Consider the following 24,612-nt stretch of genomic DNA (forward strand, 5'->3'; position numbering starts at 1 on the left):
TAAGTAGGCCCCGCCGAGAAATATCCGGTTTCCTGCATCCCCGCTCAAAAACAGGCGGAAACCTGCATTGCATCAGCCATAGGCTGCATCAGGGGAGTCGCCTTGTGCCAATGAGCAAGGGCATCAACGGAGGGGAATGGAATGAGTTTTCTGATCAATCGCAGGCGCTTTATTCAGGCCACCTCGTCCGCGATCGTGGTTGGGGCACTGTCCTCGGCCTCCGGCGGTGCGCAGGCGAAGTCTGCAGGCGAACTGCGCATCACCATGAGCGGCGGGAGTTGGGCCGAAGCCATAATCAAGGCCTATGTGAAGCCGTTTGAGGAGGAAACTGGCGTCAAGGTCACGCCGATCATGCAAGATATTCCTGGTGCGCAGATTTCACTTATGGTGAAAACCAACAATGTGGCGGTTGACGTCCACAACGTCAGTGCGCCCGGAACCCTGAGTCTCGCCGCGGGCGGTTATTTAGAGAAGATTGACTACTCAAACTTCGATCAAAAGGAATTGAGCGCGGTCTTAGACTTTTGCAAAAATCCGTTCGGCTTCGGCAGCTATGTTTCTTCGCAACCGATGGTCTACAACACCAACAAGTTCCCATCCGGCAAGCCGCGGCCTACCAATTGGGCGGAATACTGGGATGTAAAGACTTTCCCCGGGAGCCGTTCGCTCAGAAGCGGCACTTATGGAACTGTAGGTCCTTGGGAGCAAGCTTTGCTCGCCGATGGCGTGGCCATGGACGCCCTTTACCCGATGGACATCGATCGAATTTTCGCCAGTCTGGACAAGATCAAACCTCACATCCGCAAGTGGTGGACGAACGGAGCAGAGATACTTCAGATCATGCGCGATGACGTGGCGGAGATAGTGCAAGCCCCTGATGCGCGAGCGATCTCCCTGATTGATAGTGGCGCGCCGTTCGAGATCAATCGAAACCAGGCAATGCTCGGCTGGGACTACTGGACGATCGTAAAGGGCAGCCCCAATCAGGAAGCAGCTCAGAAGTTCATCGCGTCGACTGTTCGCCCCGAGCGGCAGGTGGCTTTCGCGCAACTAGTCGCTCAATCGCCCAGCAACAGCAACGCCTATAAAATGATTCCGGAGCAAGCGGCGCGAAATCTCGCGACACACCCCGACTATAAAGCGACCAGCTTTCCCTTCAATGCGCAGTGGTACGCAGAGACGGGGTCGGACGGCATGACAAACATTCAGCGTTTGATCAACCGCTGGAACGAGTGGGTTCTTCGTTAAAATCTCCGAAAAGACGTCGTTACTTGATATCGCCAAGCAGGGCGTGGAGTTTTCTGCGGAACTCTGTCACTGACGGTGACCATTCGGGACTCGTTTCGCGCGTGCCAGAATGGTCCATCCGGCATCAACTGAGGCTGCTAAAACAGGCGCCGGCGACAAACGGTGACAAAGGTTCTTGCCGTTATTGTCGTGCGGCAATCCAGCACGCCCGCCGCAAAAAAATTGGAGCCTACAAAATGAACCAAGGTTGTAGCTCGACGAGCACTCCGCAAAATGACACCCTCTCAGCCTCACATAAATCCACCGCGGGGGAGCAGATCCTAGCCAACGGTGAGGTTGTCGCGGCAAATCTGTTTGATCCCTCGCCGGAAAACGAGGCAGCGACCCTTCGGAACATCGATAAACTGAAGGGGATCGGTACCCGAAGTATTCAAGCCGACTCTGGCAAGTCGAAGCCGCTTGAACGGAGCGCGAAGTCGCTCGGCGAAGTCCGCTTTACCGTCAAGCGCAAGGACCATGATCTCGACAGCTATTTTGCCGAGTATCCGATCGCGAGGATGTTGGTTCTCAAGGACGGAAGCGTTGCATATGAAAGATACGGCCTGGGGAACACCGAGGAAACCCGATGGACCTCAATGTCCATCGCCAAGTCGGTGACCTCCACGCTCATCGGTGCCGCAATAAAGGACGGGCTCATTCTGACCGTCCAGGATCCAGTGACGAAGTATCTCCCGGAGTTGAGGGACACTGTCTACAAGGAGAACACTCTCCAGCATCTCTTACAGATGAGCTCTGGTGTTAAGTGGGACGAATCGACCTACACCGTGAGCGGGGATTCCGAGATTTCCCGATATTTTGCACCATTCAATAGTGGGCGGAGCAACGCGATGATGGACCTCATGAAGTCCATAGTCCGGATCGCGGCGCCCGGTGTCAGAGGTAATTACAATACCGGTGACTACTTTTTGCTGGCGAAAATACTATCCCGAGTAACACATAAGACGACGAGTGATTACCTGTCTGAGAAGATCTGGAAACCGGCCGGGATGGAAAGAGACGGCTTCTGGCTCCTCGATGCGCCCGATGGGCAGGAACTTGGAGGGACAAGCGCAACGTTGCGCGATTTCGGGCGGCTCGGTCAATTTATTCTGGACGAAGCGCCCCGGATAGTGCCCGACGGCTGGTTCAACGAGGCGACTGCTCCTGCGTTCGCATTGGATGATGACCTCTACTATGGATATGGATGGAAGACGGGGCGTTCATCGGATTACAGTTCCCCGCACGCAATCCTGCCGTTTGGTCACGGCGGCCTCTACGGACAAAAGCTTCACATCGACCCGACAAGAAAAATGGTAATTGTTCAATGGGGTGCATTTCCGCCGGTAGCCCCCGATAATGATTCCACCACGCCCTGGAATGCCATCCGGGAGGCTATAACGCAGAAAATTGGCTGGTAGCATGCGCTCGTTCGCAATTGCCTCGCCGCGGTTGGCGCGTCAGCGCTCTCGCCTTGCGGTCCATCCAGCAGCTTGTTCGGGCGTAGGTCATCGTTTCCGAAGCACGGCGTCATTGATCGTTGGTTCCGGATGCCGCGCTAGACGCTGGAGGTTTTTTGCATCTTCAGCGGATCGGATATGAGCGGATCGGCGATTAACGACTACCTCAAGCGTCCGGTGCTGAGCGATCCAGCGAAAACGGCGACGCAAACATTCTTAATGGTCGCGTCACCGATCAGGTGGTACTTCAAAAGCCCGGAAGCCTTGACGGCCCATTTCCGTCCAAATGAGCCTTCGGCAGTTTGTTTCTCCTGGTTGTGTTACCGTTCACCTACCCATGAAAAATCGATGTTACAAAACGGTTTGGCTTTTTAGATCCTTGGGGGATCGTGTTAACACTTCGGGTGTCGCTCCGATAACCACCGTATCGTCCTGCCGGAAGCCGCCAAGTCCGTAAACATACAAACCAGGCTCGACAGAATAGACCTCGTTCTCGAGCAAGGGGCGGTGGTTAAACGACATGTCTTCAGGATATTCGTGACACATCAAGCCCATCCCGTGTCCGGTGCGGTGCATGATGTAGTCGCCAAAACCGGCTTTCTCGATCACGGCTTGTGCTGCCGAGTCGATCCCGGATACGGGCCTCCCGGCCACGGCCGCTTCAATCCCAGCTTCATTGGCAGCGAGGGCAACTTCGAAGAAGCGCTCCTGCTGGGAATCCGGCTTTCCGCAGAACCAAGTACGTTCATTCTCCACGACCACTCCGTTGATCCGGGGGATGATCAGATTGATCATCACGTGGCCTTTTTCGAGTGTCGCTCCCGATCGTTTTCCATCTCCATGCGGAGCCGCCGACGGTGGGCCAGAAATTGACCAGAGGTCGACCAATTGAACGTCCTGCGCTGGAAATCGTCGTGCTGCCTCCTGAGCAAACTCGACGCCCATCATCATATCCAATTCCATCAGAAGTCGTCCGGGGCGAATATTCTCCCGGTAGCGTTCCTGCAACCAATCGGTCAAGCCCGCTATTTCTCGCATGAGCGCGATTTCTTCCGGGTGCTTGACCAATCGACGCGCGCGAAGTTCTTGTGTCTTCGTCAGGAGGAGGACTTCGGGAAGCAGCGCAATTGCCTTCTGCAGCGGGCCACCACCTGCATCAGTACCAATACGAGCTTTTCCTAAGCCGGCAGCGCGCAGCTTCTCAGCGAGCATTTCCGGCCATTCGCGCACGAGGTACATCCGGTTGTTAAGACGCGGATGCTCCGCATAGAAACTTGCATCGGATACCCAAAGGCGCCCGCCTTCGTCTGCATATCGCCAATTGTTGGTCGATAGCTCGTTAAGGATCACGAAAGGCTCGCCGTTCCTCGGGATGACACACACAATGGGCCGCTCCCATGGGCTGATGTCCGTTTGAAAATTCGTCGTAAACTGGAAGAATTCCGTAGTAACGAATGCGAACGCATCCAGACGTTCGCGATCCATCAAGTCCAATAACATCTGGTGACGATATTGACGGACTTCAGTGCTCAAAAATGCCATCCAAAACCTCGTTTCATTGATTTAAGCCTTCCTCGGCGCGGTATTGCGCTGGGATCTGTTCAGACGCCAATCCTGATTAGAAATTTCTCACGCAGGAAGCGCCATCTACGACGATGAAACATATGAGTCACCCGGCTGTCAATGAATCATTTGGAGCAAATATCGCCCTGCGGCGCACCAGCGATTACAGCTCAACACAGGCTTTCCTTTGCAACTCATGACGTGAGCAAGCGCCCGAGAAAAGCCGGGTAAAAACCGTGGCATCAAAGTCCATCACGCATGCGGCTCAAGTGCGGCGCACTTAAGAACCGGTCTTTGGAAGGAACGATTAAATCGTTTAGGAGAGCACATCGGGCATAATACGCTTGGATCATATCTCTCAGTATAAAACATTTGTTGCAATAAAATTCGTATTGCGCTAGGCATTGCGGCCAGCCGGTAGGGTCCTTGTGGGCATGCCGCTGCCTGGGACTGGTCAGTCGGTTCTCGCCGCCTGGTTGGTGCAAGGGAGGAATAAAGTCAGCCGCATCGAACACAATCTCCGAGGGGTCAGACACAGGCTTCGGCAATGGAGGTTTGATCCCGGCGAGTGCATCACCATGAACCGAACAACCGAATCCCCTTGACGAGCAAGGGAATAACAGAGGGAACGAAAATGAGTTTTTTGATAAATCGCAGGCACTTCATGCAGGTCACATCCTCCGTGATCGCGATCGGTGCGATGTCTTCCGTTTCGGGTCGCGCCGGGGCGGCTTCCGCTGGTGAGTTGAAGGTCAACATGAGCGGCGGCAACTGGGGAAACGCAGTCATGAAGGCGTATGTCGAGCCTTTCGTGGCGGAGACAGGGGTTAAGGTTACCCCGGTTACGGCGGACTTCTCATCCACGCAGATCGCGATGATGGTCGACACGAAAAACGTTTCGGCTGACGTCGTGAACCTCGGTCAGACCAACGTCGACCCGCTGACTGCCAAAGGATATCTGGAGCCGGTCGACTATTCCTTGTGGAAGAAGGATGAACTGGAAGCAATTTCTGAATTCGCGAAACACACAAATGGATTTGCTTCCTACGTGTATTCCACAAACATGGTATACAACACCAAGAAGTTCCCAGCCGATAAGCCGCGACCTACCACTTGGGCGGAGTTCTGGGACGTGGAAAAATTCCCGGGCGTGCGCTCTCTCTTCACCGGCGAATATGGAAATGGCCCATGGGAGGAAGCGTTGCTGGCGGACGGCGTGCCTATGGACAAGCTATATCCGCTGGATGTCGACCGCGTCTTTGCCAGCCTCGACAAGATCAAGCCGCATATCCGTAAATGGTGGACCAGCGGTTCTGAAATTCTGCAGATCATGCGCGATAACGTCGCTGACGTTGTGCAGTCCTACGACGGTCGCGCACTTTCTCTGATCGACGAGGGTGCGCCCATCGAGATCAACCGCAATCAGGCGAAGCTGACGACGGACTTCTGGTGCATTCCCAAGGGCAGCCCAAACACCGAGAATGCCCAGAAATTCCTCGAGCTCACCGGCCGCGCCGATCGGCAGGCTGCGTTCGCGGAGTTGATCGGGCAAGGTCCGACGAACAAGAACGCCTACAAGACCATACCTGAAAAAATCGGACGAAAGCTTGCGTCGTATCCCGATTACACGGCCTCCAGCTTCGCTCTGAATGCAAAATGGTATGCGGAGACAGGCGCGGACGGCAAGTCGAACAAAGAGCTGATGGTCCAACGCTGGAACGAGTGGATCCTCCAGTAAGCCGTTCATCGAACTTCGATTGGTGGCGCCATCCAATCGCGGGAGCAGGACTATGCTCCACGTGAATAGCGCCACCTTATCTGACGACCTGACTTTTGAGAATGGTGCGCCCGACTGGCGCACTGTTCCTCCTGGAGTTTCGCAATGACCCTGAACCTGAAAAGTTATCTGCCTGCCGAGGATGAAGTATTGAAGAACCAGCCAGTCGCCACCCAGATAGAATTCTGTAATGTCACGAAAATGTATGGGGCCGTGGCTGCGGTTAAGGACATCTCGCTTTCCGTATCTCGCGGGGAGTTCCTGACCATTCTCGGCCCAAGCGGTTCGGGTAAAACCACAGCCTTGATGCTCCTTGCCGGCTTCACGGCGCCGACGAAAGGCGACATACTCATCGCCGGAAAATCAGTTTCTGAAGTCCCGTCTTACCGGCGCGACCAAGGCATCGTATTCCAGAGCTATGCCCTTTTCCCGCACCTCACGGTTCACCGCAATCTGGAGTTTCCGCTGGAGATGCGTGGCGTCAAGGCCGCTGACAGGGCGACGCGGGTCGGCCGAATGCTTGAACGTGTTCGCCTCGGCGAATTTGGCGGCCGTATGCCATCGCAATTGAGTGGTGGTCAGCAGCAGCGCGTGGCCGTTGCGCGCGCGCTGATTGCCGACCCGCCGATCCTGCTGCTCGACGAGCCGCTTGGCGCATTGGATCGAAATCTGCGCGAACAGATGCAGATTGAAATTAAGGAACTGCACCGGGAGTTTGGAAAGACGACAATTTGCGTGACCCATGATCAGGAAGAAGCCCTGACCTTGTCGGATCGCATTGTCGTTATGCGAGCCGGTCAAATCGAGCAGATCGATACGCCCGAGGCTCTCTACGATCGGCCGAAAACGCGCTTTGTTGCCAACTTCCTGGGCGAGGCAAATATTCTCGAAAACACCGAATTCAAAGTGGAATCCGACGCCGTGCCTTCTTCCGGCATGGTATCCATGTTGCGGCCCGAACGCATTTCGGTTGGCCGCCGTTCGGCGGCGAGACGCGCAGATGCGGATCAAAGGCAGGCAGTGTCCGGCACCGTTGAAGACATGATCTACGCCGGCCCCTTGAGAAAATACCGGGTACGTGTCGGAAACACTGTGCTGATCGCCCGCGAACATGTCGCCTCCGACCAGGAGGTCTTCCATCCCGGCGATGAGGTTCGTCTCGACTGGCTTCGCTCCGATATCCGCTTTGTCGCGGCGTAAGGTGGAGGGCCAGGCAAATGACGACGATTCAAAAACTGCGGTCAAAGCCGATTCTGCTTACGGTGCCGGCCTTCGGTCTGCTGTTTGCGGTATTCGGTATACCGATGATCCTTCTGTTCCTGACGAGCTTGAACGCGCCTGCGCTTTCTCTTGTGAATTATGAAGGATTCTTCGCCCAGCGATCCTTCGTCCTGATTCTGTTTCAAACGTTCAAGATCAGCTTTGTTGCCACGGCAATATGCCTGATCATTGGCTACCCGACTGCATTTCTCATTGCAAATGGGGGACGCGCACGGCCCATCCTGATGGTGCTGGTCTTCCTGCCTTGGCTGACAAGCGCTTTGGTGCGCACTTACGCATGGACGGTCGTCCTGGGCGACAGTGGATTGATCAATACCTTGTTGCTCAATGCGGGCATCATCGAGAGACCACTTTCGCTTATTTACAATCGTTTCGCTGTCTACGTCGGCATGGTGCACATCATGCTGCCGATGATGATCTTGCCGCTCATCAGCGTGATGATGGGGATAGACAAATCGTTGATGTCGGCTGCGCGCAGCATGGGTGCGAAGCCGCTCACAGCCTTCTTGCGCGTCTTCTTTCCGCTGAGTATCCCGGGCATTCGAAGTGGATGCATACTGGTGTTCGTCGTGTGCCTCGGCTTCTATATCACACCGCAAGCATTGGGCGGTCTAGGCGACACGATGTTGTCGACCCTCATCAACTCACAGCTTACAACCTCCTTAAACATCGGGCAGACAGCCGCCGCGGCTTTCATTCTGCTTGCGATGGCGGTCCTGGTTCTTTCGACGGCGGGCGTCAACCTCGCCGGCGCGCACGATCATTCAGGGCAAGCAGACAAGAAGCACCGTCCAAGCAGGCTGTCCTTTGCCGGCGCGGCGATCCGTCGTCTGAATGAACTTGCCATACCGTATCGAGCCCGCCGCTGGGCGGCCAAGCTCTACCAATCACAACGGGATACGTTTTGGTCGAAGATCCTCGGTGCAGTCTTCCTTACCCTCGTTATGATCTATCTGCTGGCACCGGGTCTGATCGTCATCGTGATATCCTTCAGTTCGGCAGAGTTTATCGAGTTTCCGCCAAGAGACGTTTCCCTGCGGTGGTACTACTCGTTCTTTGAAGATCCATCGTGGATCGGAGCTTTGTGGAACAGCTTCCAGTTCGGCGTGATCGTCGCCGCCGTGTCGACAGTCGTTGGTACATTGGCAGCTTTTGGGTTGAGCCGCTGCGCACCACGTCTTCGCTCGGGTCTGACCATGGTAATTCTGACGCCAATCACCTTCCCGATCATCGTAGTCGGCGTAGCCGTCTATCTCGGATTGGCGAGACTTGGCCTAGTGGGAACCAACACCGGAATTATCCTCGGCCAAACCATCGGCGCGATTGGTTATGTCGTTGTGGTCGTCTTGGCGACTCTGTCAGGGTTTGACCGAAGACTGGAGCAGGCGGCCATGAGCATGCGTGCCGGGCCTGTGCAGACCTTCCTACGAGTAACCTTGCCGTTGATCCGCTCCGGCATCATCGGCGGCGCGTTGTTCGCGTTTCTTGCGTCCTTCGATGAGGTCATCATTACGTCGTTTGTCAGCGGCTATTCGATCCCGACACTCCCTTTGAAGATGTTGGAGAACTTGAAGCAACAGATCGACCCAACGATTGCTGCAGTAGGGTCGTTGCTGACACTGCTACCAATCGTCTGGCTGGTCGCTCTCTACTTCACCCTTTGGCGGGGGCGGAGCAAATTGCAGACCGCGACCGTCGCCGCGACCTGAACTGTGGAACAGCGCCGGATCCCGAACAACCTCACTGCTTGCAATCGACTTGCCAATCCCAGACAGAACTGGGGCTGGCAATTTGATTCCGGTCAAATATGCGGTTGCGGCCAACCTCTTATGGGGAGAGGGATTTGGCGCCCCTGCTCGGACTTTCGAAACGTGGGTTGGCTGGGTGGAAGCCATTCGGAAGAACTGCTGCCGAACGATGTCGATCTCCATGCCTGGTTTTTCACCCGACAGGTGTAGCTCTGCAAGGCCGCTGGCTCTGGCCCGAACCCCCGGTGAACCTATTGTCGCGAGGGATCGCGATATCCCTATGCCTGCAGAGTCACTCTACCGTCCCGGCGGCCGGCGCGTCGGCGGACCTAGATCTTCCGTCGTGGAATGGAGGTGGCATAGGTGTTCATCGCCGAAAGATGGCGGTCGGCGCGCTTTAGTTCTTCCAGAGCCGCTGCGCGGTCATGACTGGCCAGCAAGCCGCACAGGACTTCTGACACTGCCAACGCCGGCGTCAGTGTATGAAAGAATGTTTGGCTCTCCGTCGGGAACAACACGATGTGCTCGGCGATCGTGACCAAAGGGGACACTTCGCTATCGGTAATCGCCAAAATGGGCATTCCTTTTTCGCGCGCAGCCTCTGCCAATTCAAGGGTTTGAAGGGAGTAGGGGTTTATAGAAATAGCCAAAAGGACGTCGTCGCTCGTCGCGCGAATGAGCGGATCGCCGCTTGTGCCAGCCGGACCATCCAAGTGAACCGTCTTTTCGCCAAGCAACGTCATGACGTAATGGAAATGCCAGGCGACGGAATGGCAGGAGCGCAGCCCAAGCACATAGATCCTTCGGGCCTTTGCCAGGTGTTCCGCCATTCTATTCAAATGTGCGATCGTATCGGGGTCGCACAGCCGATTAATCTGGGCCGAGAGACCCTGGAGCATTCGATAGGCCAGGCCCTCTCCGTTCATCGGTCCTTCGGTTCTCTGCAAAGCACGGGCGGCAAAACCGTCAGCGCTCACCCGAATGACGTCGGCATGATGCGCCCGGAAGTCTTCATAGCCTGAGAAGTCAAGAAACTTCGCCAACCGGGTCATCGTCGATGGCTGCACACCGGCATTGCGCGCGAGTTCGCGCATTGAAACGAGCGCTACTTCTTGAGGGTGCTCCAATATGTGCCGAGCCGCCTGCTGCAGCTGCTCGGACATTTCGTCGAATCGCTCGATAATTCGAGCGTGCAATGGGCCCTTTTGCAACATTTGCCTCACATTCGATATCATAATTCACCCGGACCATCCCTCTCGGGACTGAAAAAGTCAAACAATTGCAGGCCAACCCTCATCAAAGACGCTCACGAGTACGGATAAAGGGTTTGAAAACAAATGCGTCAAAACGTGATTTATAAAACAGTTGTTGCATATTTTGGCGAAACCTGCAAATCAATGGTTGGAAACGTCCGAGAGCCGGACGGATAAGCACCCGAGATCGCCAATGACCAAAATTCTCCATCGAACGATCGGAACAACTCTGCCAACCGCAGTAGCAGGGGAAGGCATCTACGTTATGGATAGCGACGGCCGGAGCTATCTGGATGGATCGGGTGGCGCAGCAGTCAGTTGCCTGGGGCACAACCATCCGGAAGTTCTTGACGCTATGAAGCTGCAGATGGGCCGCATCAGCTATGCTCACACGTCCTTTTTCACGACTGATGTCGCCGAGCGGCTTGCAGAGCAATTGATTGAACTCGCGCCGGACGGTCTCGATTATGTCTACCTCGTGTCTGGCGGTTCAGAAGCTGTCGAGGCCGCTCTCAAGATGGCGCGCCAGTATTTTGTAGAAATCGGCCAACCGCGACGACGCCACATCATCGCACGTCGGCAGAGTTATCACGGCAATACGATTGGTGCTTTGGCAACAGGCGGCAATGCTTGGCGCCGCGCCCAGTTCAAACCGATTTTGCCGGAAACACATCATGTTTCGCCTTGCTATGCCTACCGTGATCTACAAGTCGGCGAAACGCCCGAGGCCTATGCCGAGCGTCTTGCGGCAGAGTTGGAAGACAAGATTGTCGAGCTCGGACAGGATCAGGTCATGGCTTTCGTCGCCGAGCCGGTGGTCGGAGCGACGCTCGGCGCAGTCGGGCCGGTTGCCGACTATTTTAAGCGGGTTCGGCAGGTGTGCGACAAGTATGGCATCTTGCTGATCCTCGACGAAGTCATGTGCGGAATGGGGCGTACCGGCACAATCTTCGCAATGGAACAGGAAGGGATTGTCGCGGATCTTGTAACGATTGCCAAGGGCCTGGGCGGCGGCTTTCAACCGATCGGGGCGGTGTTGTTGTCCGAGAAGATCTACCGCGCGTTCGCCGATGGATCGGGTCTGTTCCAGCATGGGCATACCTATATCGGACATCCGATCGCGGCAGCGGCAGCCAGTAAGGTGGTTGAAATAATCACGCGTCCGGACATGATGGCAAACGTCATCAAGATGGGGGATCGTCTCCAAGCCGGGCTCGATGAGGCCCTTGGACAGTCGCCCTTTGTCGGCGACATCCGTGGTCGCGGTCTTTTCCGCGGCGTCGAGATCGTGGCGGACAAAGATACCAAGCAGCCGTTCGATCCAGCCCGCAAGATGCATTCCCGGATCAAGAAGGAAGCCATGCGCAGAGGCCTGATGTGCTACCCGATGGGAGGTACGATCGACGGCGCGCAGGGCGACCACGTGCTGCTGGCGCCGCCGTATATTATTCAACCCGATGAAATCGATTTGATTGTCGAACGGCTTTCCGACTCCATCCGCGCCGCTGTATCAGATTGAGGTTCCTTCCCGAAATGACGACACCGTCCTGTCCGCCCATCTCTGATGAAAACTGGCCCGCAGACATCGCCGATATGCAAACTGGTTTTGCCGGCGCGCTCAATGTCTATCGCACCATGGCTCATCATCCCGCCCTTCTGAGAGCATGGGCGCCGCTGCGGCAGCATATCGTCAAGGACAGCGCACTGGGCGCGGTCCGCTCCGAACTCGTGATCCTGCGCGCGGCGCATCGGATGGGTTCCGCATATGAGTGGGCCCATCATGTAAGCCGCGCTCGCGCTCTTGGCATTTCCGATGCGCGGATACGCGGTATGGCTGGAACCCCGGATGGAGACGATGGATTGATTGCCGGGGCCGTCGACGCGCTCTTTGACGAAGCACGCCTGCCTTCGCATATCGAGAGAGCGATTTCTGCTGCTTTCGGGCAGCAAGCCGTCTTCGACATCATGGCCACGGTCGGCTTCTATTCGGTGCTTGGCTACATTTTGATGACCTTCTACACCCCGATTGACCAAGGCGTTGCCGACGAGATGTCGAAGCACCCGCTTTAGAAAGCTCGCCCGCGACATTGCCGCTGTTTTCCGTCCTTTGGGCGGCAGGGAAGAAGCCTACGAAAGCGTGCAAATTGATGCGATACGTTTGTATCACGGATCATACTATAAAACATTTGTTGCAATGCGCGGGAGTTTGATGTACATGTGCTAATGGAATGCGAGCCGCCTAAAAGATGCGGTTTGCAAAGTTCCAATGATGAATCCGGACGCCAATAGCCGTGCTCATGACCAAAAAGAACGGGGAACATCGCATGAAAAAAACAATCGTAAACATCGCAACCAGTTTGTCGTTGGCTCTGGCCTCGGCCGCCTTTTCCGTCTCCGCCAATGCCGGCGAAGTCCTAGATCGGGTGCTTTCGAACAAGACCCTGACGGTCGCAGTCGGTACCGACTGGGGGCCGATCTCGCACTTGGACGAAAAGCACGAACTCGTTGGGTACGATATCGACGTCGCCAAGGGCATTGCAAAATACCTTGGCACGGGAACCACTTTCGTAACGCCCGGCTGGGATATCATTACAGGCGGCAAATGGCAGGGACGTTGGGACGTCGCCATGGGTCAAATGATACCGACAAAGGCACGGGCGGAAGTATTCGATTTCCCGGCACTCTATATCTGGGGGCCGAACGTCGCAGTCGTCCACAAGGACAGCAAGGCGACCAAGCTTTCCGACCTCGATGGGAAGGTGATCGGCGTTGCGTCCGGCACTGGCGCGGAGGCCTATGCCAATCAGAAGTTCCAGCCGGCCTGGGAAAACGCCAAGCCTGTCGAATATCCCTTCAAGGCGGGCCAGATAAAGACCTACACGAGTACCAATATTGCCTTCGATGATCTGCGTCTCGGCGACGGTGTGCGCATCGACGGAGTCCTCACTGACGAAACGATTGCGCGGGACGCGATCAAGGCTGGCTATCCCTTGAAAGTCCTGGAGCCTGCTCTGTTCTCCTCTCCGGCAGCCATCGCGATCCTACCTGGTGACAAGGACTTTCACGACAAGGTCGCGGCAGCCTTGAAAGAGATGAAGGCTGACGGCACGCTCTCGAAGCTTTCGATGAAGTGGTACGGCGTCGACTATACCGTCGAGAAGTAGGTCGGAAAAGCGTGAGCGGCCCAGGGATGCTTGGGCCGCAATAACGTGGAGGATTCCCCATGCTTTATCAGGATACTGTCGAATCCGAGGTGCTCGTCCATAAGCCTTGGTTTGTGGCGTCGATCTTCGCACTCGTACTCGCGTGTTTTTTCGCGTTCAATCTAACGGGCACCGCAATCGGCGATCTCATGCGGCCGGTCATTGGCGATCCAGCACAGAGCGGACTCTATGGCCGTTTTGCCATCGCCCTTGTGATCGCAGTTGTGTTCTGCCTGAACATCGTGCTGATCGGGTTTGCTTCGTTAGCCTTTCAGGTCGCAATCGTATGGTTTGAACTGCTGCTGCTGTTCCTCGCCTTCTTCAAGTCGTTTGGCCTGAGCATGCCGTTCATCTGGGAGAACTTGCCCTACCTGATCACGCAGGGCGTCGTGACGACGATTTATGTCTCGACGGTTTCGCTGATTTTTGCGTCGATTCTCGCGATCATCGCTGCAATTGCGAAGCTGTCGAGCAACGGATTCGCCTACGCTATTGCCAGTTTCTATACATCCTTCTTTCGCGGCCTGCCGCTCCTTATGCAGATCTATTTGATCTACCTCGGGCTGCCGCAGCTGGGCATCGTCCTCGATGCCGTTCCGTCCGGCATCCTGGCACTGTCGTTATGCGTTGGCGCCTATATGACGGAAATCTTCCGAGCGGGCATTCAAAGCATCGACCGTGGCCAATGGGAAGCATCCCGTTCGATCGGGTTCGGATTTGGCCTCACAATGCGCAGGATCATCTTGCCGCAGGCACTGCCCGTCATCATCCCACCGATGGGAAACACGTTCATCTCGATGCTGAAGGACAGCTCGCTCGTCTCTGTGCTCGGTGTGTGGGAGCTAACGTTCCTCGCCCGCACGATCGGTCAGCCTACCTTCCATCACATGGAAATGCTGATCACAGCGTCGCTGATCTATTGGATCATGTCGGCATGCCTCGAAGTCCTGCAAGCGCGCCTGGAGCGCCACTTTGCGAGGAGTAAAGTACGATGACCGCAAGCAACCTACTGCACGCGCAGCGACTTTTCCCTCAAGAATCCTCCAGTCAGAAGCAGGTGCCAATGAGTGCCGACAAGATCATCGAAGCGAAGAACGTCTCCAAGTGGTACGGCTCCTTCCAAGTCTTGTCCAATATCAACCTCATGGTCCGAAAGGGCGAGCGCATCGTCATCTGCGGCCCGTCAGGTTCCGGCAAATCGACGCTTATCCGCTGCTTCAACCGACTGGAGGCGCATCAGGAGGGCGAGATCACCGTCAACGGGATTCGGTTGCACAATAAAATGCGCAACGTGACCGAGGTTCGCAAGAATGTTGGCATGGTATTCCAACATTTCAACCTCTTCCCCCATATGACCGTCTTGATGAATTGCATGGCCGGCCCAATGTGGATCAAGGGTGTGCCGGAAGCCGAAGCCAGGAAGACCGCTCTAAAATTCCTTGAACGTGTGCGCATTCCCGAGCAGGCGAATAAATTCCCGGTACAGCTCTCCGGCGGGCAGCAGCAACGCGTCGCGATCGCTCGGTCATTGTGCATGGAGCCCGCCGTCATGCTGTTTGACGAACCCACCTCCGCGCTCGACCCTGAAATGGTGTCGGAGGTGCTTGAAACGATGACGGGCCTGGCGCGCGACGGCATGACGATGGTCTGCGTCACCCATGAAATGGGTTTTGCCCGGGCCGTGGCCGACCGCGTGATCTTCATGGATGCCGGTCGGATCGTCGAAGAAGCTGCACCGAACGACTTTTTCACGAACCCACAGCACGACAGAACCAAGCTGTTTCTCAGCCAGATCCTGAAACATTAAGGGCTCGGTTTATGCAACAACCAAGTGAGGCTGCTTCACGCTGGATTGGCCAAGGACACAGGACGTTTGTTGATGGCAAAATTACCGAATAGCTTTCCGGATTTCGGACTGACGCCCGAGGAGCGGCGTTTCGCGCAACGTCAGCATTTCTACGAGTTCGCGGGTATGGATGGCGCACGTGGCGAGATGTGGTGCTACAGCGACAAATTCTCCTACCGGCCGGGTGAAACGGTTCGCTTGCAGGTGAGTTCGACGGCGCCGTCATTCGCCGTCGAGGTCATGCGCGACGGCGGCTCCCGCGTAACATTTCTTGAACAGGCCGGCATCTCATCTCGATGGCAGGATACCCCCGAACAGTGCTCCGCCGAAGGCTGCGGATGGGAAACAGCCTATGAGTTCGAGATCGGCGTTGAGTGGCCGTCTGGCGGCTATCGCGTGAAGCTGACGGCCGAAGGGCGAGATGGCCGACCGATACATTGCTTTCACATCGTGATCGTGCTGCCGCAAACCGGCCGCAAACCCGGTCGAATCCTCCAGGTAGCGGCAACCGGGACATGGCTTGCCTACAATACGTGGGGCGGCTCGAACCATTATGACGGCATCACCGGTCCAAACGGCAACCTCTGGTCGCCCACCGTCTCCACTCAACGGCCGTGGGGACGCGGCTTCGTTGTTCTGCCGCCGAATGCGCCGCGCGTACCGCTGGAAATGATGATGCCTCCCAAGACAGTGCCGCGCCATCCTCACAAGGAATGGGCTTATGCGACCGGCCACTCGAAAAAATACGCCTCGGCCGGATGGGCGACCTACGACAGCCACTTCTTCCGTTTCGCCGAGCGTGCAGGATATGAGATTGATCTCGTCAGCCAGCACGAACTCCACTTCTCTCCCGATATTTTGTCCGACTATGCCTGTGTCGTCTTCGTCGGCCACGACGAATACTGGACCTGGGAAATGCGCGACGCTGTCGACGCCTATGTCGATCGGGGCGGTCGGGTGGCGCGTTTCGCAGGCAACTTCTGTTGGCAGACGAGGCTCGAGGACGACGGGCGGCGGCAGGTTTGCTACAAGGCGCGTGCCCGCGCAGAGGACCCGGTCTACAAGTCTGGCGACACCAGCCGGACGGCGACCCTGTGGGAGACGCCAGAGGTGGGCCGGCCGGAAGCGCATACCTTCGGCCTCAATTCCACCAAGGGTATCTATGCGGGATGGCTAGGCTGCGCACCGCGCGGGGCGAGGGGCTTCCCGATCTATCGGCCGGAGCATTGGGCCTTTGCCGACACCGGGCTTTTCTACGGCGATGTGCTTGGTGCCGAAAGCCACATCTTCGGCTACGAGGTGGACGGTCTCGACTATGAAATCCGTGACGGCCTGCCATACCCGACAGCGACGAGCAAAGCACCGGAAGGAACCGAGATTCTTGCGATCGGCATGGCGGCACAGATGGAATGGAGCGCCGATTTGGCGAGCGAAGACCTGCCGCTTGACGACCATGAGGTGCGCCAGACCGCGGAATTGCTGTTCGGCGAGGTAAACGCGAAAAATATCGAAAAGCTCAAGCGTGGCAATGGGATGATCGTCAATTTCAAGCGCGACAAGGGCGAGGTGTTCCATGCCGGGAGTTGCGAATGGGTTGCCGGGCTGCTGAGAAACGACCTTATGGTCGAGCAGGTGACCCGCAACGTGCTCGACCGGTACTTGGCGCCTCGATAGGTATGGCGCGGTGCTCCCTGAACTCCTTTCGAAAAGACCGCGCCTCGGCAGTTGCCGGAACGCTCCGACCAAACCCTCGCTATAGTCGAACGCCCTAAATGGAGAACAATGTGATCAAGGAATTGCACTTCGAGTCAGGCGAGTTTCAAGCTCGCCTGACAGCCGTCAAGGAGGAAATGGCAAAGAGAGGTATCGATGTCCTGCTCCTCTCGGAACCGCCGAACCAAAACTATCTTACCGGCTATAACGCGTATTCCTTTTATACCCCGCAGATGGTCATTGTTGCTCAGGACCACGCAGAGCCGATTTGGGTAGGGCGCTTCATGGACCGTGTTTCGGCCTCCATGACCACCTACCTGGCCGAGGATAACATTCGCGCCTATCCGGACACGTATGTGCAATCGGCAACGCTGTCGGCTTACGACTTTATGGCCGATATCGTAAAGGAACTTGGAGGCGAAAAGGCGCGTATCGGCGTCGAAATGGGGGGCTACTATTATCCTGCCCGCGGCCATGCCGATCTCACGCGCGCTTTGCCCAATGCCGAGTTCGTCGATGCCGACCTCCTTGTGGGCTGGATCCGGCTCGTCAAGAGCCCGGCAGAAGTGGCCATCATGCGGCAAGCCGGTCGGCTTGCGGACGTCGCCATGAAGCGGGTCATCGATACGGTGCAATCCGGCGTTCGTGAATGCGATATCGCGGCGGCGATCTACCACCAGCAGATTTCCGGGACGCCAGAGTTCGGCGGCGACTACCCTTGCTGCCCTCCCGATCTTTGCATTGGCGAGCGCTCCATCGCACCACATGCTGCCTGGACGGACGATCCCTTGCCGGAGTCCACCGTCGTCAACCTCGAGCTGAGCGGTTGCCGACATCGTTACCAGGTCAATCTGGCGCGCACGATTGTCGTCGGCCAGCCGTCAACTGCTTTCCTGAACCTCTCGGAAATTGCTGTCGAAGCCTTGAATGTCGGTCTCGAAGCCGTCCGACCTGGCCGCACCTGCTCGGAGGTCGACGCCGATTTCCGCAAGGCTCTCGCGCGTCACGGTATCGAGAAAGAGTCGCGCATCGGTTATCCGACCGGCATCGGGTTTCCGCCGGCCTCGGGTGAACGCACGGCAAGCATTCGCAAGGGCGACGAAACCGTGCTCAAGCCGGGCATGGTCTTCCACATGATGCCGGGCCTCTGGCTCGACAATGTCGGCATCACGATCACACAGAGCTTTGCGGTCTCGGACACTGGCTATGAGCTTCTGACGAAGACCTCGCGCAAACTATTCGTCAAGTAAAGATTGATTTCGGTGCATACTCATCTGTTTCCAACATGTCTTGTTCGCTTTCGAATTGGCAGGGCCAGTTCGGATGAGTTTCTGTGCCGGAGGTCAATGAACGACAGAAGCTTGCGGGGCGGTCTATGCCCCGCAGGCGTCAACGCGCTTTCCCAACACGGCGTCCACGTGGAGGGTTAGGCAATGGTGGAACTCGATCGCGCGGACATAGCGCTCCTCCAGGCAGTTCAAAAGAACAACCGACTGACCTCGGAGGAACTCGCGGCCGTCGTTCATCTCTCTCCAACGGCATGCCAACGACGCTTGAGGCGCTTGCGCAACGAGGGCGTCATTGAGGGCGACGTTTCGATCGTTTCACCCAAGGCAGTGGGGCGACATATCACCATGATCGTCATGGTGTCCCTCGAACGAGAAAGGGCCGACATCGTCGACCGTTTCAAAACGGCGATCCGCAATACCCGCGAAGTGATGATGGGTTTCTACGTCACTGGGGATGCCGACTTCATGCTCGTCGTTACCGCCAAAGACATGGAGGACTACGAACACTTCACGCGCCGGTTCTTCTATGAAAATGCGGATATCAAAGGCTTCAAGACGATGGTTGTGATGGATCGCCTCAAGGCGAGCTTCGCGATCCCTCTCGAGGCGTAGCAATGGTCGCTGCGACATATCTCGTTACGGAGCCAGGTCCGGTGCGGGTTCCGTGTTTTGCAGGAACCCTGCGCGATGTGCGTTCAAATCGACGAGTTCTGCCGCTCAGCCGCTGCTACCATTGACGCCAGACAACGATGAAAGACGTAAGATCACAATGAACACAACCACCAACAACTTGCTCTCCGAAGTCGAACGCAATGCCGTTGTCGAGATGAGACACGCCATGCATCGCGAGCCCGAGCTTTCCAACAACGAGTGGAAAACCCAGAAGCGGATTATCGAGACTTTGGCCGGCTTCGGCTTGACCGAGGTGACGACTTTCCACAAGACCGGTGTCTATCTCGATATCCAAGGTCTGGCACCCGGCGCAAATCGATCGATCGCGCTGCGTGGGGACATTGATGCCCTTCCCATTCAGGAAGCCCGTGACGACCTGCCTTACCGGTCGCAAGTTCCAGGCGTGATGCACGCGTGCGGCCACGACATGCACGGCTCAATTGCTCTAGGAATGGCCCTTGCTTTCCATCGCATGCGTGAAAATTTCTCCGGAAGACTGAGGGTCTTCTTTCAGCCGGCCGAAGAGGCAGAGCCGCTCGGCGGTAGGACCGTCGTCGACGAGAGGCTTCTCGACGGGTTTGATGCCGCAGTCGGATTTCATGTCCGCACCGACATTGCTGCGGGCTCATACGGCGCCCGTGCAGGCGCTGTGACGAAATCGGCAGATCAATTCTCGCTTGAATTTACCGGAACCATGGCACACGGCGCCAAACCGCATCTGGGCGTCGATGCAATTGCGATCGCCGGAGCCTTCATCAATGAAGTGCAGAAGGTCGTGTCTCGGGAAATGCCGGTCGACGATGGCGCTATCGTCACGATCGGGACCATTCGTGGTGGTGAAGCGACGAACATCATCTGCCCCTCGGTTACGATGACAGGCACGATCCGCACAAGCAGCCCCGAGCGAAGGAAGCTGTTGGTCCAGCGCGTTGGCGAAATCGCCGAAGGTGTCGCTGCGATGCACCGGGGGCGGGCGGAGTTCACCTCGCACGCAGGCGAGCCTCCTGTCGTCAACGACAGCGAAATGGTCGCGCTGTTTAAGCAGATCGTCGTGCAGACGGACGGTGAGGACCGATATGTCGAGGGCTCGGCGAGCTCCGGCAGCGACGACTTCGGTTTTTACTCGAGCCGCCTCCCATCCATCTATTTCTGGTTCGGCAGCAAGGAGCCCGGAAACGAGTCCGGCGTCCACACGCCGACCTTCGGTGTCTCTGACAATACGCTGATCCCGACAACGGAACTGGCCATCCGCTACTGCTGGGAGCTATTCCAAAGCGCGTGATGATTGATCTCGCGTAAGGGGTGACCGGAATGATCGATCTCAACGATATTGAAGATGCCCGAAAGCGCATCAAAAACCATATACTGACCACCCCGCTCACCCACTCGCCTTCGTTGTCGAGTATCTCCGGCGTTTCCGTTTATCTGAAACTGGAGCACCATCTGACCACGGGCAGTTTCAAGCTGCGCGGCGCCTTTAATGCGGTTCTCCAGCTATCTCAGGAAGAGCGGGCGCGGGGCGTTGTCGCCGCCTCGACCGGCAACCACGGACGCGCTCTTTCCTTCGCGGCGAAAGCTTGCGGGGTTAAGGCAACAATCTGCATGTCCAACCTTGCACCCGACAACAAGATCTCCGAAATCCGGCAGCTGGGTCCCGAGGTCCGCATTGTAGGAAAATCGCAAGACGATGCTCAGGAAGACGCCGAGAGATTGGTCGGCGAGGGAAGATGCCAGGTCCCACCGTTTTCATCCCGCAATCATCGCCGGCCAGGGAACGCCCGGACTGGATTGTCGAGGCGCTGCCAGAAGTGGCAACTGTGCTTATCCAACTGTCTGGTGGAGGATCAGCCTCGGGAGTTGCGGCAGCAGTCAAAAGCCTCCGACCTCAAGCTCGCGTCATTGGCCTTACAACGGATCGCGGCGGCGCGATGAAAGCCAGCCTTGATGCGGGACGTCCTGTCCAGGTTGAAGAAATCGAAAGTCTCGTGGACTCGCTCGGCGGGGGCATCTGGCTCTCCAACAAATGGACATTTTTTATGTGCCGCGAACTATTAGACGACGTTGTATTGTTGAGCGAACCCGAGATAGCGGCTGGCATTCGACATGCCTACGCGCAGGAGCGCGAGGTGGCGGAGGGCGCCGGGGCGATCGGGATCGCAGCCCTGCTGGCAAATAAAATCGACGGTCTGCATGGACCTGTTGTGACGGCACTGTCCGGCCGCAATATCGATATGAATTTGCATCACCGCATCGTCAGCAATGAGAATGACGGGTTGGCGTCATGAGATCGACGACTATTCTGACCGAACGGCAGCTAAGAAAGCTGGTGTCGTTGGATTTGGAAGCCATCGGTTGCGTGGACGAGGCATTTCAAACGCTAGCAACAAAAAAGGTCGTCATGCCGCCGATTCTGCTCTCCAGCAAAACGGGATTGGTTCAGGCGTTGTTGCTCGACAATGGCTATCTCACGGATATTCGCACCGCCGCAGCCGGCGCGGTAGCTGCAAGGCATCTCGCGCGCAAAGAGGCGACGGTGGCTGCCGTATTTGGTGCGGGGATGCAGGCGCGTCTGCAACTGCAGGCGCTCACGTTGGTTCGGTCGGTTCGCGAGGCCCGCGTTTGGGCGCGCGACAACTCCAGGGCCGAGAAGACGGCGGGACAATTGTCCCTGTTGGGTATCAGGGTGCCGGTCTGTCACAGCCGGGAAGAAGCCGTCGCCGGCGCACACGTGATCATCATCACAACGCCGGCCGATCACCCCATTCTTGAAGCCCATTGGCTCGAACCGGGACAGCACGTCACGGCCATGGGTTCGGATGCTGAATATAAGAACGAAATTGAGCCCCAGGCCATTGCCCGCGCCGACCTCTACGTCGCGGACAGCCTTTCTCAAACGCGTCTGCTGGGTGAGTTGCACCATGCAATAGCGGTTGGCGCGGTCGGTGAAGACCACTCTTTTCCAGAACTCGGCCAAATTGCTGCCGGTACGATCGCCGGACGGACCAACGATAACCAGATCACCATTGCCGATCTGACCGGAGCAGGGATCCAGGACACCGCCATTGCCAATCTCGCCTTTGCGAGGGCACTTGCCGCGAAAGCCGGAACCAGGATCGAGTGATCACGAGCGACAGGGGTTGGACATCACACGAGGGCGCCCACCGGAAGAGGCTTTGTAACGAGAATGCAAGGCGCAGCCCGCGTTCTCTTCATCAAGGTCAGAATTCAATTTGGGTTTATCTTAGAGCGGCGAATGCCGTTTAAACCAAGGAGCTTATTTCATGTCTTCGCAAAGCAGCCTCACTCTCGGAATTCTTGAGCTCGATGAAGGCCTGTCGCCCGACAGCCCAACTTTCCCTCCGCGCGAAGGATCGCTCTTGCACCCGGCGACTTTCAACCGGCCTGTGATTACAGACATGGTGGAAGGCGCTCTTGCGGAGATGATCATTCGCGGCTATGCCGCACTCGAAAGTGCCTGTGTAGGTGCCGCCAAGCGGCTCGTCGCCCGAGGTGCCGGCGTGATTACCGCTGACTGCGGTTTTTTCATCCGACACCAGCAAGCGATCGCAGCGGCAGTCAACGTGCCGGTCGTGACTTCCAGCCTGCTCCTCATTCCGGTTCTGCTGCGGCAACTGGCACCTCAGAAAAAACTTGCCGTTTTGACTGCCGACGCCCGACATTGCAGTGAAGACGTATTGGGTATCGAAAATCCTGCAGATCGCAAGCGCGTGGTCGTGGGAGGAATCGAAGGTGGAGTTTACGTGCGCAACGCTTTGGCTCGACCGTTCGTGCGCACGGACGTTGAGCAGATTGAGCGGGAGGTTGGTGAGCGCATTGCGCAACTTCGCGCAGACCATCCTGATATCGCAATAATACTCTTCGAGTGCACAGGCTTTCCTATCGTTGCAAATGCTCTTCGATCAAAGACAGGGCTGCCCATCTACGACATCACGGACCTATGCAGGCTGACGCTCGCCGCAGTTGCCGGCCGCGTGTGACATGTATTTCGACGTTCCGGGGAGGATCTGAGATGAACGACGAAATGTTACGGTTCGAATTGCCCGAATACAAAACGCGCCTCGAAAAGGCGCGTGGGGCCATGGAGAAGGCGGGCATCGACTTACTTGTCGTAACCGATCCAGCCAACATGGGCTGGCTGACGGGCTACGATGGCTGCTCCTATTACGTTCCCCAATGCGTCGTGGTGTCTAAGGATAGAGATCCGCTTTGGTTCGGCCGGCGCATGGACGCCAACGGTTGCCGCAGAACGGCTTATATCGGCGTAGATCGCATCAAATGGTACGGCGACGAATACGTTCAGTCCGACACTCTGCATGCAATGTCGGTCCTGGGACAGATCATTGTAGACGAGGGCCATGGCTCGGCGACGATCGGCGTCGAAAAGGATAGTAGCTGCCTGTCGGCTCGATCGTTTGAAGCGCTCTCCGCGTCGCTCCCCAATGCTAAATTCAAGATTGCAGACAGGCTGATCAACTGGCAGCGCCTGATCAAGTCGCCGCGAGAAATCGAGTACATGCGCGGCGCAGGCAAGATCGTCGAAGCGATGTATCAGCGTGTCGGTGAAGTACTGCGACCGGGCGTGAAGCAATCCGACGTGATCGCTGAACTCACTTATGTCGGCACCCGAGGCGTCGACGCCTACTGGGGTGATTATCCCGCCTGCGTCCCGAACCTTGGTGCAGGTGCAGATGCGTCCGCCCCGCACCTGACCTGGACTGACCGCCCGATACGGGCCGACGAAAGCATTTTCTTCGAGCTTGCCGGCGTTCACAAACGCTATCACTGCCCCCTGTCGCGGACCTACTACCTCGGGCGACCTACCCAGCAGATACTGGACGCTGAAAAAGCAGTTCTCGACGGCATGCAGGCGGGGCTCGAAAAAGCAGTGGCGGGGAATTGCTGCGAGGACATTGCGAAGGCTTATTCCGGAACTTTGGCGCGATGCGGTTTTGAGAAAACGAGTCGCTCGGGCTATCCGATCGGGATGGGGTACCCGCCGGCATGGGGCGAGAACTCGGCGAGCTTCCGGGAGGGGGACAAGACGGAGCTACGCCCGGGTATGACGTTCCATTTCATGTCCGGCCTTTGGTACGGCGACTGGGGCATCGAAATCACGGAAAGCATCCTGATTACCGATGCCCAAGTCGAATTTTTGTCCAACGTTCCCCGGAAATTGCTCGTCATCGAGTGACTAGCCCACCCAATTATTCGCAATCCCATTTCTCGAAAAACGGCGATGATCAGGAAACTCTTCGCCGACCGAGTCGAGGGGGCCCGACATGCGGCGCCTGACGAGCGCGACGTGCTAGCAGCAACGCTGTCTCGAGACCGTGATCGTTTTGACAAAGGTGGGCCGCGGTGCCCGAGATTGGAGTCCGATTTTACCTGAGGCAGGCCGGCAGGGACCCGGCTTCGCTCTACTCATGTTCCGGCAGTACGCGGTCGCTTCCACCCAGATTAGTCGGGCTGTACGAGGAAATCGGCAAAGCCCCTACAGATAAC

General features: G+C 56.9%; 19 protein-coding genes and 1 pseudogene. 18 read left to right on the forward strand and 2 right to left on the reverse strand.

Annotated elements, in window-relative coordinates; translation table 11 throughout:
• The first annotated feature begins 141 nt into the window (after window positions 1–141).
• Both QA646_RS28265 and QA646_RS28270 read left to right on the forward strand, forming a co-directional pair.
• Window positions 142–1,248, forward strand: a complete 1,107-nt coding sequence (locus QA646_RS28265) for an ABC transporter substrate-binding protein (protein WP_283060592.1) — start codon at window positions 142–144, stop codon at window positions 1,246–1,248.
• A gap of 236 nt (window positions 1,249–1,484) precedes the next feature.
• A complete protein-coding gene (locus tag QA646_RS28270) occupies window positions 1,485–2,705 on the forward strand; it encodes a serine hydrolase (RefSeq protein WP_283060593.1) in 1,221 nt (406 codons plus the stop codon).
• Window positions 2,706–3,095: 390 nt separating this feature from the next.
• Here the strand turns inward: QA646_RS28270 and QA646_RS28275 are convergent, their stop codons facing one another.
• Window positions 3,096–4,286, reverse strand: coding sequence for a Xaa-Pro peptidase family protein (locus QA646_RS28275; RefSeq protein WP_283060595.1), 1,191 nt, complete (start codon window positions 4,284–4,286; stop codon window positions 3,096–3,098).
• Window positions 4,287–4,941: 655 nt separating this feature from the next.
• On the opposite strand from QA646_RS28275, the gene QA646_RS28280 reads away from it, so the two are divergent.
• The 3 genes from QA646_RS28280 to QA646_RS28290 all read left to right on the forward strand — a co-directional run bounded on the left by QA646_RS28280 (window position 4,942) and on the right by QA646_RS28290 (window position 9,074).
• Window positions 4,942–6,045 (forward strand): ABC transporter substrate-binding protein, encoded by a 1,104-nt coding sequence (locus tag QA646_RS28280; RefSeq protein ID WP_283061030.1) that lies wholly within the window; start codon window positions 4,942–4,944, stop codon window positions 6,043–6,045.
• Window positions 6,046–6,189: 144 nt separating this feature from the next.
• Window positions 6,190–7,284, forward strand: a complete 1,095-nt coding sequence (locus QA646_RS28285) for an ABC transporter ATP-binding protein (RefSeq protein ID WP_283060597.1) — start codon at window positions 6,190–6,192, stop codon at window positions 7,282–7,284.
• A 17-nt stretch (window positions 7,285–7,301) separates the two neighbouring features.
• Window positions 7,302–9,074, forward strand: a complete 1,773-nt coding sequence (locus QA646_RS28290) for an ABC transporter permease subunit (RefSeq protein ID WP_283060598.1) — start codon at window positions 7,302–7,304, stop codon at window positions 9,072–9,074.
• 368 nt (window positions 9,075–9,442) lie between these two features.
• Here QA646_RS28290 and QA646_RS28295 read toward each other — a convergent pair whose 3' ends face one another.
• Entirely contained in the window at window positions 9,443–10,327 is an 885-nt protein-coding gene (locus tag QA646_RS28295; protein WP_283060599.1) for a MurR/RpiR family transcriptional regulator, read from the reverse strand.
• 232 nt (window positions 10,328–10,559) lie between these two features.
• Here QA646_RS28295 and QA646_RS28300 point away from each other — a divergent pair, with 232 nt between their 5' ends.
• The 13 genes and pseudogenes from QA646_RS28300 to QA646_RS28360 all read left to right on the forward strand — a co-directional run bounded on the left by QA646_RS28300 (window position 10,560) and on the right by QA646_RS28360 (window position 24,301).
• Window positions 10,560–11,885, forward strand: coding sequence for an aspartate aminotransferase family protein (locus QA646_RS28300; protein WP_283060600.1), 1,326 nt, complete (start codon window positions 10,560–10,562; stop codon window positions 11,883–11,885).
• A gap of 14 nt (window positions 11,886–11,899) precedes the next feature.
• Complete coding sequence (locus QA646_RS28305) at window positions 11,900–12,436, forward strand: carboxymuconolactone decarboxylase family protein (RefSeq protein WP_283060601.1); 537 nt, start codon at window positions 11,900–11,902, stop codon at window positions 12,434–12,436.
• 254 nt (window positions 12,437–12,690) lie between these two features.
• Window positions 12,691–13,530, forward strand: coding sequence for a transporter substrate-binding domain-containing protein (locus tag QA646_RS28310; protein WP_283060602.1), 840 nt, complete (start codon window positions 12,691–12,693; stop codon window positions 13,528–13,530).
• 59 nt (window positions 13,531–13,589) lie between these two features.
• Window positions 13,590–14,564, forward strand: a complete 975-nt coding sequence (locus tag QA646_RS28315) for an amino acid ABC transporter permease (RefSeq protein ID WP_283060603.1) — start codon at window positions 13,590–13,592, stop codon at window positions 14,562–14,564.
• A 68-nt stretch (window positions 14,565–14,632) separates the two neighbouring features.
• Window positions 14,633–15,376 carry an amino acid ABC transporter ATP-binding protein gene (locus QA646_RS28320; protein WP_283060604.1) on the forward strand — a complete coding sequence of 248 codons (744 nt, stop codon included), beginning with the start codon at window positions 14,633–14,635 and terminating at the stop codon, window positions 15,374–15,376.
• Between the two features lie 72 nt (window positions 15,377–15,448).
• Window positions 15,449–17,089: a N,N-dimethylformamidase beta subunit family domain-containing protein gene (locus QA646_RS28325; protein WP_283060605.1), complete on the forward strand. Its 1,641-nt coding sequence runs from the start codon at window positions 15,449–15,451 to the stop codon at window positions 17,087–17,089.
• 110 nt (window positions 17,090–17,199) lie between these two features.
• Window positions 17,200–18,378, forward strand: a complete 1,179-nt coding sequence (locus QA646_RS28330; RefSeq protein WP_283060607.1) for a Xaa-Pro peptidase family protein — start codon at window positions 17,200–17,202, stop codon at window positions 18,376–18,378.
• A 183-nt stretch (window positions 18,379–18,561) separates the two neighbouring features.
• Window positions 18,562–19,029: an Lrp/AsnC family transcriptional regulator gene (locus QA646_RS28335; protein ID WP_283060608.1), complete on the forward strand. Its 468-nt coding sequence runs from the start codon at window positions 18,562–18,564 to the stop codon at window positions 19,027–19,029.
• A 157-nt stretch (window positions 19,030–19,186) separates the two neighbouring features.
• Window positions 19,187–20,371, forward strand: a complete 1,185-nt coding sequence (locus QA646_RS28340; RefSeq protein WP_283060609.1) for a M20 family metallopeptidase — start codon at window positions 19,187–19,189, stop codon at window positions 20,369–20,371.
• 29 nt (window positions 20,372–20,400) lie between these two features.
• Window positions 20,401–21,374: pseudogene (gene eutB, locus QA646_RS28345) on the forward strand (hydroxyectoine utilization dehydratase EutB).
• A complete protein-coding gene (locus QA646_RS28350) occupies window positions 21,371–22,210 on the forward strand; it encodes an ornithine cyclodeaminase family protein (RefSeq protein ID WP_283060610.1) in 840 nt (279 codons plus the stop codon). The pseudogene eutB and the gene QA646_RS28350 overlap by 4 nt, the downstream one beginning before the upstream one ends.
• A gap of 160 nt (window positions 22,211–22,370) precedes the next feature.
• Window positions 22,371–23,087, forward strand: a complete 717-nt coding sequence (locus tag QA646_RS28355) for a hypothetical protein (RefSeq protein ID WP_283060611.1) — start codon at window positions 22,371–22,373, stop codon at window positions 23,085–23,087.
• A 32-nt stretch (window positions 23,088–23,119) separates the two neighbouring features.
• A complete protein-coding gene (locus QA646_RS28360) occupies window positions 23,120–24,301 on the forward strand; it encodes a Xaa-Pro peptidase family protein (protein WP_283060612.1) in 1,182 nt (393 codons plus the stop codon).
• The last annotated feature ends 311 nt before the right edge of the window (window positions 24,302–24,612 follow it).

The sequence above is a fragment of the Rhizobium sp. CB3090 genome (genome assembly GCF_029714285.1).
Classification (GTDB): Bacteria; Pseudomonadota; Alphaproteobacteria; order Rhizobiales; family Rhizobiaceae; genus Rhizobium.

Excerpts from the sequence above, each read along its gene's own strand:
- QA646_RS28265 (WP_283060592.1), top strand. The coding sequence starts at position 142 with ATGAGTTTTCTGATCAATCGCAGGCGCTTTATTCAGGCCACCTCGTCC.
- QA646_RS28270 (WP_283060593.1), top strand. The coding sequence starts at position 1,485 with ATGAACCAAGGTTGTAGCTCGACGAGCACTCCGCAAAATGACACCCTC.
- QA646_RS28275 (WP_283060595.1), bottom strand. The coding sequence starts at position 4,286 with ATGGCATTTTTGAGCACTGAAGTCCGTCAATATCGTCACCAGATGTTA.
- QA646_RS28280 (WP_283061030.1), top strand. The coding sequence starts at position 4,942 with ATGAGTTTTTTGATAAATCGCAGGCACTTCATGCAGGTCACATCCTCC.
- QA646_RS28285 (WP_283060597.1), top strand. The coding sequence starts at position 6,190 with ATGACCCTGAACCTGAAAAGTTATCTGCCTGCCGAGGATGAAGTATTG.
- QA646_RS28290 (WP_283060598.1), top strand. The coding sequence starts at position 7,302 with ATGACGACGATTCAAAAACTGCGGTCAAAGCCGATTCTGCTTACGGTG.
- QA646_RS28295 (WP_283060599.1), bottom strand. The coding sequence starts at position 10,327 with ATGTTGCAAAAGGGCCCATTGCACGCTCGAATTATCGAGCGATTCGAC.
- QA646_RS28300 (WP_283060600.1), top strand. The coding sequence starts at position 10,560 with ATGACCAAAATTCTCCATCGAACGATCGGAACAACTCTGCCAACCGCA.
- QA646_RS28305 (WP_283060601.1), top strand. The coding sequence starts at position 11,900 with ATGACGACACCGTCCTGTCCGCCCATCTCTGATGAAAACTGGCCCGCA.
- QA646_RS28310 (WP_283060602.1), top strand. The coding sequence starts at position 12,691 with ATGAAAAAAACAATCGTAAACATCGCAACCAGTTTGTCGTTGGCTCTG.
- QA646_RS28315 (WP_283060603.1), top strand. The coding sequence starts at position 13,590 with ATGCTTTATCAGGATACTGTCGAATCCGAGGTGCTCGTCCATAAGCCT.
- QA646_RS28320 (WP_283060604.1), top strand. The coding sequence starts at position 14,633 with ATGAGTGCCGACAAGATCATCGAAGCGAAGAACGTCTCCAAGTGGTAC.
- QA646_RS28325 (WP_283060605.1), top strand. The coding sequence starts at position 15,449 with ATGGCAAAATTACCGAATAGCTTTCCGGATTTCGGACTGACGCCCGAG.
- QA646_RS28335 (WP_283060608.1), top strand. The coding sequence starts at position 18,562 with ATGGTGGAACTCGATCGCGCGGACATAGCGCTCCTCCAGGCAGTTCAA.
- QA646_RS28340 (WP_283060609.1), top strand. The coding sequence starts at position 19,187 with ATGAACACAACCACCAACAACTTGCTCTCCGAAGTCGAACGCAATGCC.
- QA646_RS28350 (WP_283060610.1), top strand. The coding sequence starts at position 21,371 with ATGAGATCGACGACTATTCTGACCGAACGGCAGCTAAGAAAGCTGGTG.
- QA646_RS28355 (WP_283060611.1), top strand. The coding sequence starts at position 22,371 with ATGTCTTCGCAAAGCAGCCTCACTCTCGGAATTCTTGAGCTCGATGAA.
- QA646_RS28360 (WP_283060612.1), top strand. The coding sequence starts at position 23,120 with ATGAACGACGAAATGTTACGGTTCGAATTGCCCGAATACAAAACGCGC.